Genomic DNA, 15722 nt, shown 5'->3' with positions numbered 1-15722 from the left:
ATGCTTCGTTGGAATGAGGAATCTTCACAAGTACAAGCAGCGGCGCTAATGCGCCCTGCAGTTTCTGTAAGCGCAAAGGTTGAAGCAATATGCAAAACTATTTTAGCTAATGTAAAAGAGCAAGGCGATGAGGCCTTACTTAGCATGGCCAAAGAGTTTGATAATAGAGCTAACCCACGTTTGCGCGTACCGCTAGATGAAATTAACGCATCTGAGCAAGCACTAAGTGCAGAGCTTAAATACGCAATTGACACCGCTTATGCAAATGTTAAACGTTTTCACGAAGCGCAGTTGCCAAAAGATATTAAATTATCAACCCAACCAGGCGTTGTATGTGAACTGAAATATCAAGCCATCGAAGCAGTCGGTATTTATGTACCCGGTGGCAGTGCTCCACTGCCATCGTCGGTTATTATGCAAGGTGTATTAGCACAGTTAAGCGGCGCTAAAACCGTTGTACTAGCTACGCCGGTACAAGGTGATAAAGCAATTAACCCTGCTATTTTATATGCAGCTAAGTTATGTGGCATTACTACTTTGATAGAAAGTGGTGGCGCAGGCGCAATTGCAGCAATGGCTTATGGCACCGAATCGGTTCCTAAAGTAAACAAAATTTTTGGCCCAGGTAATAGCTTCGTAACAATGGCTAAACAGCTCGTTGCGCAAACTATCCCAGGTATGGCAATTGATATGCCAGCAGGTCCTTCTGAAGTATTAGTTATTGCAGATGAACGTGCAAACCCAGAATTTATAGCCGCCGATTTACTCTCACAAGCAGAGCACGGCGCAGACTCGCAAGTTATTTTATTATGTAACAGCGAAAGTATTATAGAACAAACTCAGCAGGCACTTACACGCCAGTTAGCTAATTTGAGCCGCAAAGAAACAGCCGAGCAAGCGCTCGCTAATTCTTCACTTATTTTGGTTGATTCTGTTGAGCAAGCATTTGATGTATCGGCGCAATACGGCCCAGAGCATTTAATTTTACAACTAGGCGATGCAACACCTTACCTAGATAAAGTTAAAAATGCAGGCTCAGTATTTGTAGGTGACTACACACCAGAATCTGCAGGCGATTACGCATCGGGTACTAACCACGTGTTACCAACATATGGTTACAGTGCAACTTACTCGAGTTTAAACTTGCTTGATTTTTTCCGTACATACACAGTGCAAACAATTACTAAAAGTGGTTTAACGCAGCTTTCAAAAGCAATTTTACCACTTGCAGATGCAGAAGGCCTTGATGCCCACGCTAATGCGGTTTCAATTCGTTTAGAGGCAATTAAAAATGAGCAATGAGAGCGCACAAGCGTCTAGCTTATTACCTAAGAATATTGCAGCCCTTGCTGCATACAGCTCTGCAAAAAGTGAAAAGCTAACCGGTACTACGTGGCTAAATGCTAACGAAAGCCCGTATGCTAAAAATCTTGAACTGAGTATTGAGGATTTAAATCGCTACCCCGACCCACAACCGCAACTGGTTATTGACAGGTACGCAGCTTATACAGATCTTGAAAGCGAAAATGTATTAATGACGCGCGGCGCAGATGAAGGCATTGAGCTTTTAGTGCGCACATACTGTGAGCCAGCTAAAGATAGTATTGCGCTATTTTTACCAACTTACGGTATGTACAAAGTTACCGCCGATACACACAACGTTAGTATTAACGCGCTTACACAAGAATTATTATTAAGTGGCAGTGTTGATGAAATAGTTGCAGCTGTTGGCAGCTCAAAGCTGGTATTTATTTGTAACCCAAATAATCCAACTGGCAGCTTAACGCCACTTGATAAAGTAAAAGCGATTGCAACAGCACTTGCAGGTAAAGCATTAGTTATTGTTGATGAAGCCTATATAGAGTTTTGCCCAGAGCAAAGCGCGACTAAACTTATTAATGAGTTTAGTAATGTAGTGGTTTTGCGTACGCTTTCTAAAGCCTTTGCGCTAGCAGGGCTCAGAACAGGCTTTACGCTTGCACAAGTGAGCGTACTAGCGCCAATTCGTAAAGTCATTGCGCCGTATCCGGTATCAGGTGTTGTAGCAAGTATTGCAGCGCAAGCAATTGCACCCGATGCAATTACATCAATGCGCCGCCAAGTTACTATTCTAAATAGCTTAAAAGCTAAGTTGGTAGATTGGCTAAACGCCTCCCCTGCTGCATTAAAAATTCTCACTGGTGAAGGTAACTTTGTTACTTTAAAATTAGCCGACAAAAACTACTTTAAAATTGCACTTGAGCAAGGTTTGGTTATGCGCGCTTTTACACTATACGGTGAAGACGACTGGCTACGAATTTCAATTGGCAGTGAACAAGAACTTGAACAAGTAAAAATTTGGTTAGATGGCTTACAAACGCCGGCTACCGCAGCATCTTTAGCAGGAAACGAAGTATCATGAGTAACCCCTATTTATTTATTGACCGCGACGGCACTATTATTGAAGAGCCAATTACCGACAAACAGGTAGATAGCCTTGAAAAGCTAGCATTTTTACCTGGTGTTATTCCTGCGTTATTACAATTACAAGCCTCAGGTTACCGTTTAGTAATGGTGTCTAACCAAGATGGTTTAGGCACAGATAGCTTTCCTACTGCTGATTTTGACATAGCACAAGACAAAATGATGGACATAATGCAAAGCCAAGGCATTAGCTTTGACGAAGTATTAATTTGCCCACACTTTGATGAGCAAAACTGTGATTGCCGTAAACCTAAAACGGGCTTACTTACCGAGCTTATGCGCTCTGGCAAAGTAGACTTAGCGCGCTCTTTTGTTATTGGCGATCGCCAGACCGATATTGGCCTTGCTCAAAACTTATGTTGTGAAGGTATTTTATACGACGGCGATTGGAGTGCGATAGTGACAAAATTGACTACCGCAAACCGCGAAGGTCGTGTTACACGCAACACAAAAGAAACCCAAATTGATGTAGCCATAAACTTAGATCAAACTAAAAATGGCAGCATAGACACCGGACTTGGCTTTTTTGATCACATGCTTGATCAAATTCGCACCCATGCAAACATTGGTTTAAACATTAAAGCTAAAGGCGATTTACACATAGACGAGCACCACCTTGTTGAAGACATTGGTATTGCTCTTGGTGTCGCACTTAAACAAGCGCTTGGCACTAAATCGCAAATTGCACGCTATGGTTTTGCGCTTCCTATGGACGAGTGTAAAGCTGAAGCACAAATTGATTTATCGGGCCGTGCATCATTTGTATTAAACGCTAACTTTAGCCGCGAAAAAGCAGGCGACTTAGACGTGCAAATGGTTGAGCACTTTTTCAAAAGCTTAAGTGATAACGCCGCTATTAGCCTTATTTTATCGGTAAGCGACGGTAACTGTCATCACCAAGTAGAAGGCTTATTTAAAGCGTTTTCACGTGCTCTTCGTATGGCAGTGGCACAAGACACGACCCAACAAACAGCCAGCTCTAAGGGATGTTTATGATTGCCATAATTAATACCGGTTGTGCCAATATAAATTCAGTACGCTTTGCGTTTGAACGCTTAGGCCAAACGCCAACAGTAATTACTTCACCAGAGCAATTAGCGGGTTTTGAGCGCGCTATATTGCCAGGTGTAGGTCACGCGTCGGTTGCTATGAAACGCCTAGTAGATAACGGCTGGCAACAAGCTATAAATGAATACCAGCGCCCGCTTATGGGCATTTGTTTAGGTATGCAGTTACTGTGCGAAAGCACCGAAGAAGGTAACGTACAGTGCCTAGGTAAAATACCAGGGCAAGTAAAAGCGCTTGATGTAGGCAATTTAACGTCGCCGCATATGGGTTGGAATAACTTAAGCGTTAACAAAGAGCATGCATTAACTAAAGGGCTAACGCTTGATGAGCAAGTGTATTTTGTTCACAGCTTTGCGCACACCGTAAACGACGCCACACTAGTGAGCGGCGAATATGGTCAAACCTTTTCAGCCATTGTTGCTAAAGATAATTACGCAGGCATGCAATTTCACCCAGAGCGCAGCGCAAAAGTTGGCGCACGTTTATTACAAAATTTTGTTGATTGGCAGTTATAAGCTGCCCATTAACTAACAAAAAAGAGATTATTTGTGATTATTCCAGCATTAGACGTATTACAAAATCAAATTGTGCGCTTGTACCAAGGTAAATACGACACAGCACAGTTTTACCCTTTCGAACTTGGTGCGCGTTTAAAAGAATACGCCGACAGTGGCGCAGGCAAGTTACACCTTGTTGATTTAGAAGGTGCACGCGATCCAAGTAAAAAACAGTGGAAACATATTCAAGCTGCAACCAAAGCACTTAACGTACCGTACCAAGTTGGCGGCGGTATTCGCTCAGAGCAAGATGTAAGTGATTGGCTAAAAGCCGGTGCAAACCAAGTTGTTATTGGTTCAATGGCAGTAGAAAAACGCGAACAAGTAAAAGCCTGGATTGAGCAATTTGGCGCAGAGCATTTTGTAATTGCTCTTGATGTAAATAAAACAGCCACGGGCTGGGCACCAGCAACGCACGGTTGGTTAAGTGAATCTGAATTTGGTTTACTTGAGCTGGTAGATTTTTATGTAAGCTTAGGTGTTATTGATTTTTTATGCACGGACATCAGTAAAGATGGCACCATGACGGGCCCATCGTTTGAGCTTTACGAAGATTTAACTCACCATAACAGCACAATTAAAGTGCAAGCCTCAGGTGGCGTAAGCTCACTAGATGACATTAAAAAGCTTAAAGAGCTGGGTGTGGGCGGCGTTATTTTAGGTAAATCATTGCTTGATGGCGCATTTAGCGTTGAGGAGGCATTGGCATGTTATCAAAACGCATAATCCCGTGTTTAGACGTTAAAGACGGCCAAGTAGTTAAAGGCGTTAAGTTTAAAGGCCATGAAATTGTTGGCGATATTTTAACAATGGCTAAAGCTTACAGCGAAGCCGGTGCCGATGAACTAGTTTTTTACGAGATCAGCGCAAGCGTTGAAAAACGCCTACTTGATGTAAACTGGGTAGAGAGCATTGCACGTAATATCGATATTCCATTTTGTGTAGCGGGCGGTATTAAATCAGTGGCTGATGCAGCGCGTGTACTTGAGCGCGGTGCTGATAAAATCAGTATTAACAGCCCTGCTATTGCGCGTCCTGAACTTATTAAAGAATTACACGATGAGTTTGGTAAGCAATGTGTTGTAGTCGGCATTGACAGCTTTTTTGATGAAATTACCGGCGAGTATTTAGTGTATCAATTAACCGGCGATCCTAATGCATCAAGCCGTACGCGCTATAAAACACAAGAATGGGTTAAACGCGTACAAGACCTAGGCGCAGGCGAAATTGTATTAAACTGTATGAACCAAGATGGCGTTCGTAACGGTTACGACAACGAGCAACTAAGTAAAATTCGCGAGCTGTGTGACATTCCTTTAATCGCCTCTGGCGGTGCGGGTAGTATGCAAGATTTTGTTGATGTATTTAAACAAAGCAAAGTAGATGGTGCATTAGCTGCCAGCGTTTTTCATAAAAATGTGATTAACATTGGCGAACTAAAACAATTTTTAACAGATAACCAAGTGGCAGCAAGATTATGCAAGTAACACAACAAAACCAAGCTCAGGTCGATTTCGCTAAAAGTGACATGATCCCTGCGATTATTCAAGATGCCCGCTCTGGTGTTATTTTAATGCAAGGCTTTATGAACAGCGAAGCACTCGCTGTTACGCTTGATACCAATAAGGTAACGTTTTACTCGCGTTCAAAATCGCGTTTATGGACTAAAGGCGAGTCATCAGAAAACTACTTAAACGTAGTATCTGTGCATACAGATTGTGACTACGATTCAATTTTAGTACTTGCCAACCCAGAAGGCCCAACGTGTCACTTAGGTACACAAAGCTGTTTTGGTGATGAAGCAAAACCAAGTTTAAGCTTTTTAGCACAGTTAGAAGATGTGATTGTTGCGCGTAAAAATGACGACCCTGAAAAAAGCTACACAGCGTCATTATTTGCAAAAGACTTAAGCCGTAGTTGTCAAAAAGTAGGTGAAGAAGGCGTAGAAGTTGCCCTTGCCGCTATGAAACACGATAACGATGAGCTAACAAACGAGTCTGCTGATTTAATTTATCACCTTACAGTATTGCTACAACGCCAAGGCTTAGCCCTTGAAGATGTAGTTAAATGCTTGCAAGGTCGCCATAAATAGCATTAGTTGTGACTAACAAAGAGGCTCATATTTATATGGGCTTTTTTATTTTTACAGTAAATCACGTGTGATATAGTGCGTGGCTAAATTAATCGGTTACTGTGAACTATGAAAAACTATATTACTCCTTCTATTGTCGCATTTATTTTAGTCGTCGCGTTTATTTTAGCGGGCTGTACCAGCAAAACTAATCAGACGACAACTACAGCAACCACTACTACAACGAATCAGTCTGTAAAAACCACAGTAACACCCGATGAATGCAGCACCATAAATAACCTAATAAATGGTTATGAGTCTGGTTTTAATTCAATCAAAACAGATAAAGTAAATAACCAGTTTACTAATCAATGGCGTACTAATACTCATATAATTGGAGCAAACTGTACAGTTACTTTAAATAAGTCAGAGCAAGCAAGCTACCAATGCCAAACACCTGTTAAAACACAAACGCAAACAATAAAGTCTCATCAAAAACTGGCTAAGCAATTGCGCCAATGCTTAACCAAAACAGGTTGGTTGGAAAGCCAAAAAGAAACAGCAAGTTCAATTTACAGCACCTTTGTACTTGATACTAAAACCCCTGTCATTACACTTGCTACCAATCAAGAAGGTAATGGGTTTTCTACTCGCTTTGAAATTGCTCCACCGTTAGGACTTTAATAATGCGCCAATTAAATCAAAACAAAAAACCATCTAAATTTAAAACTGATTGCCTAGGAATATGCGAAAGGCGCAGCGGTTACTGCACCGGGTGTGGGCGTACCAACGAAGAAATTTTTGATTGGATAATATTATCTGAAGATGAAAAAAAAGCGATTTTAGAAACACCACGAGCAGACGCTAACTCATAACAAATAAAGCCCCTAAATGTTAAAAGTAACAGTTAATTGATTAACTAAAAACTTTTAACTTGTTGTGGCTATTCATTTTAGTTGCGCTAATACAGCTTTCGACTACTTGCTCAAATGAGTTATTAATATCTATATTTATAACATTGGGCTCATCTTCTTTTGGAACTTCTAGCGCTTCAAATTGGCTTTTGAGTAAATCAACAGGCATAAAATGCCCTTTTCTGTCCTGCATACGGCTTTTAACCAGCTCAAAATCACCAAAAAGATGTAAAAAGGTAATGCCTGTATTTCCATCACATATTTGTTCTCGGTATTTCTTTTTTAATGCTGAGCAGACTATTACCGCGACTTCATTTTTCTTTTCAATGCTAAATGCAGCATCACGTATTCTTTCGAGCCAAGGCACACGATCAGCATCATTTAAAGGCTGCCCAGATGACATCTTTAATATATTAGCCTTGGGATGTAAGTCGTCTCCGTCGATAAATTTAGCGCCAATGCGCTTTGCTAATGCATCACCCACACTTGACTTTCCTGTGCTTGAAACCCCCATTACAATATAAATACGACCTACATTTGTGTTACTCATGTATTTACCCTCGCCTTAATTTAATAATTAATTATTTTCAATGTATATATTATATTGAGTTACGGGTAACATGTTACGCGTAACAAATACGAAAGTGAAGTTAAACACACACTAAACATCATAATTCACACTGAATATAAGTAGGGAAAAATGTCAGATTTATCATTAATAGTAACAGCGGTAGGCTCCATATTTTTATTGCTTTTTTTAGTAATGAAAGTACGACTACATGCTGTCGTCTCTTTGATCCTTGTTTCTATGATTGCAGGATTATTCTCAGGAATGAGCCCAGAAATAATTGCCGCTACAATTCAAAAAGGAATGGCCGGAACACTAGGCTTTGTAGCGGTGGTGGTCGCTTTAGGCGCCATGTTTGGCAAAGTAATGGAAGAAACCGGCGCGCTGGATCGCATTGCCCACACACTTTTACACCGTTTTGGAGAAAAAAACGCTAATTGGGCGCTTACCTTTACGGGCTTTATTTGTGCCCTCCCCCTCTTTTTTGATGTAGCCGTTGTACTTTTAATCGGTATTGTTTTTGCTGTGGTACGAAAAGGCGGTGGCAGCGTTGTTAAAATTGGTATTGGGCTACTTGCTGGGATAGCGTCTTGTCAGGCGTTTCTTATTCCTGCGCCAGGGCCGATTTTGGTTGCCTCTCAATTAGGCGCTGACTATGGTTATATGATTTTATTTGGCCTTATTGCTGCCATACCGGCAATGATTATAGGAGGTCCAATTTGGGGCTCTATTATTTCTAAATCTATTCATGTAGAACTCCCACAGCACGAACAAATCGATGATAACCAAAGAGTTGGTAAAGGGACGCCTAGTTTTGGATTAGCATTAGGTTTAATTGCTCTGCCGTTAATTATGATTAGTTTAAATACTATTGGTAGTCGCTTTGTTGAAAGAGACTCTGATTTATATAATTGGTTAGCCTTTATAGGACATCCATTTACAGCAATTTTAGTTGCCTGCCTAATGGCATTTTATTTGCTCGGCGCAAGGCGCGGTGTCCCTAATGCTAGAATCATGGAAATTTGTGGTAGTGCGTTACAACCTGCAGGAATTATTATTCTTGTCACTGGTGCCGGTGGGGTATTTAAACAAGTATTAGTTGATTCAGGGGTAGGTACTGCACTAGGTAATTACTTAGCTGGCTCAGGATTACCGATTGTAATACTCGCTTTTGTATTATCAGCCGCTGTGCGGGTTATTCAAGGCTCTGCGACAGTAGCTATGCTTACAGCGTGTGGCTTAATTATTCCAATGCTTCAGCCTTTAGGCCTTGATGGAGCGCAGCTTGCCGCTGTCACTATCGCTATTGGTGGGGGCTCTATTGTGCTCTCCCATGTAAACGACTCAGGATTTTGGTTAGCGAGTCGCTATCTCGGTTTGAGCGAAATGCAAACTCTTAAAACGTGGACGGTAATGGAAACCATTATTGGTACTGTTGGCGCACTTGTCGCTATGATTATTTCTCTGTTTTTGTAAATTTACAGTACGTAGATTTATCATCACACATATAAAAATTTACCTGAGCCTTTTGTTATTTAGGCTCAGGTAATTAAACTCAGGTAATTTGAGTATTTAAACACTCTCACCTAGATGAACTATATAACCAGAATCAATTACTTGCTTATAATTCATGCTAGTATCAAAATCGGAATTAATCCGGCTCAACAACTCTCTTCCCGCAACATTACCTATCTGATAACGAGGGGTGATCACACTTGCTAATTGAGGCACCATTGATTGGCCAATATCATGACCATGAAAACCCACAATCCCCATTTGGCTAGGCACTAAAATATTGTTTCGCTGGCACTCAAAAATAGCCCCAATTGCTAAATCATCATTAGTACAAAACAAACAGTCAGTATTTGGGTAGTCAGTACGCGCTTTTTGTAAAAGTTCGGCGCCTAAACTATAAGATGAAGCTTGATCAGTCATCACACTTTTAGGCGTAAAGCCTTTAGCTAACATAGCATCTGAATAACCTTGAAATTTTAGACGTGTTCGTACATCGAGCCTTGCACCTATATAAACAATATTGCGATAGCCTTTATTTAAAAGTGCCGTCGTCATATCAAAAGCGGCTTTAACATTATCAAAACCAACCGCTTGCTGCATTGGAGAGTGATGAGTATCCATTATTTCAATCACAGGTACGCCTGACGTTTCAATCATTTTTAGCGTTCTGTCTGTGTGTGTGGTTTCTGATAAAATTAAACCATCAACGTGATACGACAATAGATACTCAACCCGTTTTTCTTCAATTTCAGGGTTGTAACCATAATGGGCTAACATTGTTTGGTATCCTGCAGGCCCTGTCACATCTTCAATGCCTTTTATAACTTGAGCAAACACGTGATTCGTTAACGATGGGACTAGTACACCAATAGAGTAGCTTTTAGCATTAGAGAGTAAATCAGGGGCTTTATTTGCAATATAACCTAGCGTATCAATAGCTGCACTAATTTTAGTGCGAGTAGACTCTGATACTTTTTCGGGATTACGTAAATAACGACTCACCGTCATTTTGGTTACACCAACCGCATCGGCAATATCTTGAAGAGAAGAACGCTTGTTTTTTTTCATCACACACAATTAAATAAAATGTTACTTGTAACATACCAACTATTGTGAAAAATCACTACTTTTAGCCATTTTTATTTAGGTTATCGCTAAGCGATTACCAAGAGATTTAAATAATCTAGACCTATTTTACTGTATTTGTACCAATAACATAAACAGAGGCTCAGATACTCCGAGCCTCATCGTAATTGAAAACTTATAGCAATCTCAACAATTGCGAACCAGGTAGGCCGCTTTGTGGTAATAACGCGGGGGTAACTGCAAATGCTTCTGGGATTTTACTTTTGATTTCATCCATCTTTTTACGGTTATTTTGTTTATCATAAACATAATATTTAAGGATATTTCCGTATACATCGTCTTTTGCATCAACCTTCTCTAGGGTTTTTAACGCTTTATCGTAATCATCAAGGTAAATGTATGCCAGTGCTAAGTTATCAGCAGAGCCAACATGTAGTTTCCCTTCAAGCTGTTTTGATAAATCTTCAAGCTCTGCAACAGCAAGCTCATAACGCCCTAGTTGTATATACGCGGTTGCTAGTGAATTTTTTAAAAAGTAAGGCGGGTTACTACCAGGCTCATACCATTTTTCGTAAGCACTCAGTATATCTTCATATTGCTCAAGTTTAGAGTAAACGTGATCTAGCAGCCTAAAGCTTTGTAGTTTAATTTCAGCTTCTTCAAAACCAGCAAGTTTATCTCTATTTAAGTGCCATTGTTGTATGCCTTGCGCAGCTTGGTTTAACAGTTCAGGGGTATCACTTTTTGCCCCAGCAGCACTTTTTAGAAGCTGTGCAAGTTGTTGTTTATATTCTTCACTTTTAACAGGAGCCTGAGACGTATTATTACTTGGCTGCTTGTTATCTGAACTACCATCTACAATTTGCGCTGCAGCTAAAGCACTAAAAGACATTGCCGCCGCAACCATAACCAAATATTTACTTTTCATTGTTTTTTCCTTGTTTAACATTTTGATCCTCTGAATATTAAAACTCTTAGAATGAGCAATATTCAAAAGTGGGGGGGTAAAAAAGTTAGGCGAGCTTTTAGCACTTTGCTCTTGTAGCAATAAACTGGCTAAATCCAATTGGTATTTACCTTTTAGCTTTTGCATACACAACTCATCACAGCTAAGTTCGAGTTGCTCTTTTGCTAAACCAGTTAACTTTAAGCAAATAGGATTCCACCAAAAAACGCTTTCTATAAAACAAATAAGCCACGTCCAATAAATATCACCTTGTTGTAAATGAGTTACCTCGTGTTGAATGACTGAATCTAATTCTTCACGATTTACCATCGTCGACTCTAGCCAAATAACAGGCTTTATTAACCCGGTAGCAAAAGCAGGCTCTGTATGGGTTGTTAGTCTAATTGGATACTGATTGTTAATGTGTTTAAGTTCAGGACTTGGCTTTGAGTTAATGTATAAGTTTTTTATAAGCTTTACATAAAGGCTCATGCGTAATGAAAACAATCCAAAACCAGCTAAAACTAAAACCATAAAAACATTACTAAGTGATGGCAATAAGTCCCATATACTCATATCGCTTTGTAATTCGTCCTTAGTTGCTACTTGTTCAGCATTTGGTATTAATGCTTTAACATTGGGAATCAATTGCGCCACGTTGAATGTGTAACGATTTGCCCCTTCAAATAAGGATAACTGGGAAAAATATTGCCAAGGGACAAACCAACATGCCAAGGCAATCATTAAAATGTAAAAGTTTAATCGTGCTGGGGCATTTTTTAGCCCTTTTACTGTAAGCAAAATACATAAGCTAATAAGTGTGCAAGTTAGTAAATAATCCGTCATTACCCTCTCCTTTAATCTAACTTCTTATTTTTTAAAAGCGTTTGTAAATATTCTATATCTTCATCATTTAGCTTTTCTTCTTTAATAAAGTGGGCAATTAAACTACGAGAATTACCTTTAAAAAATCGTTGCATAAAACTAGGCATAGCTTGCCCCGATAATGTGTCTTGAGTCACGATTGTTCTAAAAACAATAGCTCGACCTTCATGTCCACAGCGCTCAATCGCCCCTTTGTGTTCTAACCTATCTACGATAGTTTTAACTGTTGTATAGGCTACTTTTTTATCTTTTTGCTTATCAGCTAAAAGCACTTTATGTAGTTGACTCGCGGTACAGGGTTCTTCCTGCCAGAGCAGCTGCATAATATCCATTTCAAAATCACTAAGTTTCATTGTCGCTCCTATTACTACATTTGTAGTGGTACTGTTACAAATGTAGTAGTAACTAATCTTAGTGTCAATACAAAATTGACATGTGAATGAAAAACAAACGATAGAAATATAAAAGTCTTAGGGAGGTTTTATAAAAAAGGTATATAAAATAAGGGTGTATACTTGTTAATTGGTTTTAGAAAAACATAAAAAACGATAGTTTATTTTCAACTAACGCTTTTTATGCTTTAAAGTTTTTTATGAAAGGTAGTGAGGTAACTATGCTTTATCGAGCGCTTGGCTTACATCGGCAATTATGTCAGCAATGTTTTCAATACCGACTGACAAACGGATTAAATCGCGACTTACACCCGCATTAGCAAGCTCTTCATCATTTAATTGGCGGTGTGTAGTTGACGCAGGATGGCACGCAAGCGACTTGGCATCGCCAATATTAACTAAGCGTAAGATCATGTTTAGCGCATCAATAAAACGAGTACCCGCTTCTAGGCCACCAGCAATACCAAAGCTTAAAATACCCGATGCTTGACCACTGGTAATTTTTTGGCTCATTTCGTTATACGGGCTTGATTTAAGCCCTGCGTAATTAACCCAAAGCACTTTTGGATGATTTTCTAAATACTCAGCTAGCTGCTGTGCATTCTCGCAGTGGCGATCCATTCTTAAGCCTAAGGTTTCAAGGCCAATTAAAATGTCAGATGCGTTTTTAGGCGCAAGCGCTGCGCCAGTATTTCTAAGTGGCACTACTCTACAACGTCCAATAAATGCAGCTTCAGCAAAAGCTTCGGTATAAACCACATTGTGATACGACGGATCGGGCTCGTTCATCATTGCAAAGCGCGTGGCATTCGCTTTCCAATCAAATTTACCTGAGTCGACAATCATGCCGCCAATAGCAGTACCGTGCCCGTTTATATACTTTGTAAGTGAGTGAACCACTATATCGGCGCCCAGCTCAAATGGGCGGCATAAATACGGCGTAGCCACGGTATTATCAACAATAAGCGGCACACCTTTGCTGTGTGCAATACGTGCTAAACGTTCAATATCAACAATATTACCTGCAGGATTACCAATAGATTCACAAAAAACAGCGCGGGTGTTGTCGTCAATTGCATTCTCGAACGCGGTAAAGTCATCGGCTTTAATCATGCGTGCTTCAATACCTTGCCTAGGTAGTGTATGAGCAAATAAGTTATACGTCCCACCATATACTTGGCTGGTGCTGACAATGTTAGTACCGACTTCACACAAACATTGAATAGCATACGTAATAGCAGCCATCCCAGAGGCAACAGCCAGCCCACCAATGCCCCCTTCCATCGCGGCAATACGTTGTTCAAGTACGGCATTGGTTGGGTTCATTATGCGGGTGTAAATATTTCCAGGTACTTTTAAATCGAATAAATCAGCGCCATGCTGCGTGTTGTCAAATGTATAAGAAGAAGTGTGATAAATAGGCACGGCTGCCGATTTGGTCGTAGGCTCAGATTCGTAACCGTGGTGCAGTGCTAATGACTCTAATTTCATAATTATTTCCTTCAATTAATTTACCACTAACCTAGCACTTCTTGGTTATAAAATGCACATGAAATATATTAAAGGGTGTTGAAGTGATTTAATTTAAATTAAAGGGGGTGATTAGCAGACATTCAAAGGCTAAATAACAACTAGTTAGCCCTTTTACTAACAATATAATAACCCACCTCGGCATAATATTTATAATTGGTAATAACTTACACAATTTGCTATTAATAGAAGTCCATAAAATAAGAACATTTTTCGCGAAAAAATAGGAAATGAGGCCATTAAGAAAGCTGGTATTAAGCCCTGCTAGCCTCGGTTTAAAATTTAAGGATTGAATATATTAATATGACTGTTGAACACACTAAAGCAAAATTCTGGAAGTGCGCGCTACAAGTAAATCCGGCAAGTTATATAACGTATCGGGGACAGAATCAGGATTGTTCAGAAGATGACTATAATAAGAAATTATTAGAGGTTTGTCTTGAGGAATCAATAAAAGTTGTAGGGATAGCGGATCACGGCAATGTTGATTCAGTTGCAAAAATTAGAGAAACTTTTAATGCACAGGGAGTCATCGTCTTCCCAGGTTTTGAAATTGCAACTAGCGAGAAAATACATTTAGTTTGTTTATATCCAGAAGATACAAGTATTCAGACTTTAAATAATTATTTATATGAGTTTGATATAGACACATCTAACGGTACAAAGCCATCAACTAAAAGTGCAGACTTTATTCTATCTACAGTTATTGAAAAAGGTGGCTTTGTATATGCTGCACATTGCACAGATGACAGCGGTGTTTTAAAACAAAAGCTAAACAATATTTGGAAAAACCAGAATTTATATGCCGCTCAAATCCCAACTTCATTAGAAGCACTTAAAGAACAAGGCGACCAAGCAAATCATCAGATCCTTCAAAATAAAAATCCTGATTATAAACGTGAAAAAAATATTGCGATTATAAATGCTAAAGATATAGAAGATCCTGAAACATTGAGAAAAGAAAATGCGACTTGCTTAGTAAAGATGTCAAAACCTTGCTTTTCCTCATTTAAACTAGCATTTTCAGATTCTGAATCCCGCGTTCGCCTTAATTCTGATATTAAAGAAAAATATTACTCTAGAATAGAGTCTGTTAGGTTTGTTGGTGGATTTCTCGATGGAATCAATATCAACTATTCCGAGCATTTAAATACTTTAATAGGTGGCAGAGGAACAGGTAAATCGACTTTAATAGAGTCAATTCGTTATGTGTTAAAAATAGAACCTATTAGTAAAGAAACAAAAGCACAGCATCTTAAAGTTATAAAGCAAAATCTTGGTTCAGGGTTTGCTGAGTTGACTGTTAAGTCAGCAGTAAAGCATGGAAAGTTATATAAGATATCAAGACGCTTCGGTGAATCCCCAATAGTAAAAGATGAAAGCGGATCCATCTCTACTTTTTCCCCCTTAGATTTATTGCCTAATATTGAAATTTTTGGTCAAAATGAAATTCATGAAATAGCCAAAGAATCAAGTGAGCAACTAAAAGTAGTAGAGCGGTTTTTAAATACGGATAAAATTGAGCAAGAATCAGGTATTTCAGCAGTTAAAGAATCGTTAGTCACAACACGAAATAATATCACTGGTTTAACATCTAGTGTTTTGTAGTGGTACAGTGATTTTAGCCACCCATTAAGAAAGAAATGTTATGCTGATAAGCATACAAATTTGGGTGAAAAAATGACGAAATTAAAACGCGCATCGTATTCTGCAGCAATAAAATTAGA

Annotated in this window: 16 protein-coding genes; 11 read left to right on the top strand and 5 right to left on the bottom strand. The window is 39.4% G+C overall.

Annotation, left to right across the window (positions count from 1 at the left end; all coding sequences use genetic code 11):
- From hisD to H5160_RS03895, 9 genes are all read left to right on the top strand, one after another.
- Positions 1-1302, top strand: coding sequence for a histidinol dehydrogenase (gene hisD, locus H5160_RS03935; RefSeq protein ID WP_024597350.1), 1302 nt, complete (start codon positions 1-3; stop codon positions 1300-1302).
- Entirely contained in the window at positions 1292-2401 is a 1110-nt protein-coding gene (gene hisC / locus H5160_RS03930) for a histidinol-phosphate transaminase (protein WP_182720315.1), read from the top strand. Before hisD ends, hisC begins: the two co-directional genes overlap by 11 nt.
- Positions 2398-3459 carry a bifunctional histidinol-phosphatase/imidazoleglycerol-phosphate dehydratase HisB gene (gene hisB / locus H5160_RS03925; protein WP_182720314.1) on the top strand — a complete coding sequence of 354 codons (1062 nt, stop codon included), beginning with the start codon at positions 2398-2400 and terminating at the stop codon, positions 3457-3459. Before hisC ends, hisB begins: the two co-directional genes overlap by 4 nt.
- Positions 3456-4046: an imidazole glycerol phosphate synthase subunit HisH gene (gene hisH, locus H5160_RS03920; protein WP_002960265.1), complete on the top strand. Its 591-nt coding sequence runs from the start codon at positions 3456-3458 to the stop codon at positions 4044-4046. Before hisB ends, hisH begins: the two co-directional genes overlap by 4 nt.
- 33 nt (positions 4047-4079) lie before the next feature.
- On the top strand, positions 4080-4814 hold the full coding sequence (locus tag H5160_RS03915) for a 1-(5-phosphoribosyl)-5-[(5-phosphoribosylamino)methylideneamino] imidazole-4-carboxamide isomerase (protein ID WP_182716643.1): 735 nt from the start codon (positions 4080-4082) through the stop codon (positions 4812-4814).
- A complete protein-coding gene (gene hisF / locus H5160_RS03910; RefSeq protein ID WP_002960269.1) occupies positions 4796-5575 on the top strand; it encodes an imidazole glycerol phosphate synthase subunit HisF in 780 nt (259 codons plus the stop codon). Before H5160_RS03915 ends, hisF begins: the two co-directional genes overlap by 19 nt.
- Positions 5566-6180 (top strand): bifunctional phosphoribosyl-AMP cyclohydrolase/phosphoribosyl-ATP diphosphatase HisIE, encoded by a 615-nt coding sequence (gene hisIE, locus H5160_RS03905; protein WP_007376299.1) that lies wholly within the window; start codon positions 5566-5568, stop codon positions 6178-6180. Before hisF ends, hisIE begins: the two co-directional genes overlap by 10 nt.
- A 108-nt stretch (positions 6181-6288) precedes the next feature.
- On the top strand, positions 6289-6843 hold the full coding sequence (locus H5160_RS03900; protein ID WP_024597354.1) for a hypothetical protein: 555 nt from the start codon (positions 6289-6291) through the stop codon (positions 6841-6843).
- 2 nt (positions 6844-6845) lie between these two features.
- Entirely contained in the window at positions 6846-7034 is a 189-nt protein-coding gene (locus tag H5160_RS03895) for a DUF1289 domain-containing protein (RefSeq protein ID WP_002960277.1), read from the top strand.
- A 40-nt stretch (positions 7035-7074) separates the two neighbouring features.
- On the opposite strand, the gene H5160_RS03890 is transcribed toward H5160_RS03895, so the two are convergent.
- Positions 7075-7623, bottom strand: coding sequence for a gluconokinase (locus H5160_RS03890; RefSeq protein WP_024597355.1), 549 nt, complete (start codon positions 7621-7623; stop codon positions 7075-7077).
- 150 nt (positions 7624-7773) lie between these two features.
- On the opposite strand from H5160_RS03890, the gene gntU reads away from it, so the two are divergent.
- Positions 7774-9117, top strand: a complete 1344-nt coding sequence (gntU, locus tag H5160_RS03885; protein ID WP_182736819.1) for a gluconate transporter — start codon at positions 7774-7776, stop codon at positions 9115-9117.
- A 96-nt stretch (positions 9118-9213) separates the two neighbouring features.
- On the opposite strand, the gene gntR is transcribed toward gntU, so the two are convergent.
- From gntR to H5160_RS03865, 4 genes are all read right to left on the bottom strand, one after another.
- Complete coding sequence (gene gntR, locus H5160_RS03880) at positions 9214-10224, bottom strand: gluconate operon transcriptional repressor GntR (protein WP_182736817.1); 1011 nt, start codon at positions 10222-10224, stop codon at positions 9214-9216.
- A gap of 193 nt (positions 10225-10417) precedes the next feature.
- On the bottom strand, positions 10418-12034 hold the full coding sequence (locus tag H5160_RS03875) for a M56 family metallopeptidase (RefSeq protein WP_182692376.1): 1617 nt from the start codon (positions 12032-12034) through the stop codon (positions 10418-10420).
- Between the two features lie 11 nt (positions 12035-12045).
- Positions 12046-12426 carry a BlaI/MecI/CopY family transcriptional regulator gene (locus H5160_RS03870; RefSeq protein ID WP_004586391.1) on the bottom strand — a complete coding sequence of 127 codons (381 nt, stop codon included), beginning with the start codon at positions 12424-12426 and terminating at the stop codon, positions 12046-12048.
- A 258-nt stretch (positions 12427-12684) separates the two neighbouring features.
- On the bottom strand, positions 12685-13956 hold the full coding sequence (locus H5160_RS03865; RefSeq protein WP_182736815.1) for an O-acetylhomoserine aminocarboxypropyltransferase/cysteine synthase family protein: 1272 nt from the start codon (positions 13954-13956) through the stop codon (positions 12685-12687).
- A 342-nt stretch (positions 13957-14298) separates the two neighbouring features.
- Here H5160_RS03865 and H5160_RS03860 point away from each other — a divergent pair, with 342 nt between their 5' ends.
- A complete protein-coding gene (locus H5160_RS03860) occupies positions 14299-15603 on the top strand; it encodes a hypothetical protein (RefSeq protein WP_182736813.1) in 1305 nt (434 codons plus the stop codon).
- Positions 15604-15722 lie beyond the last annotated feature (119 nt).

Origin of the sequence: Pseudoalteromonas sp. SG43-4, from assembly GCF_014164325.1 — a bacterium.
In the GTDB taxonomy this organism is placed as follows: Bacteria; Pseudomonadota; Gammaproteobacteria; order Enterobacterales; family Alteromonadaceae; genus Pseudoalteromonas; species Pseudoalteromonas distincta.
This window is presented reverse-complemented; position numbering and strand designations above follow the sequence as displayed.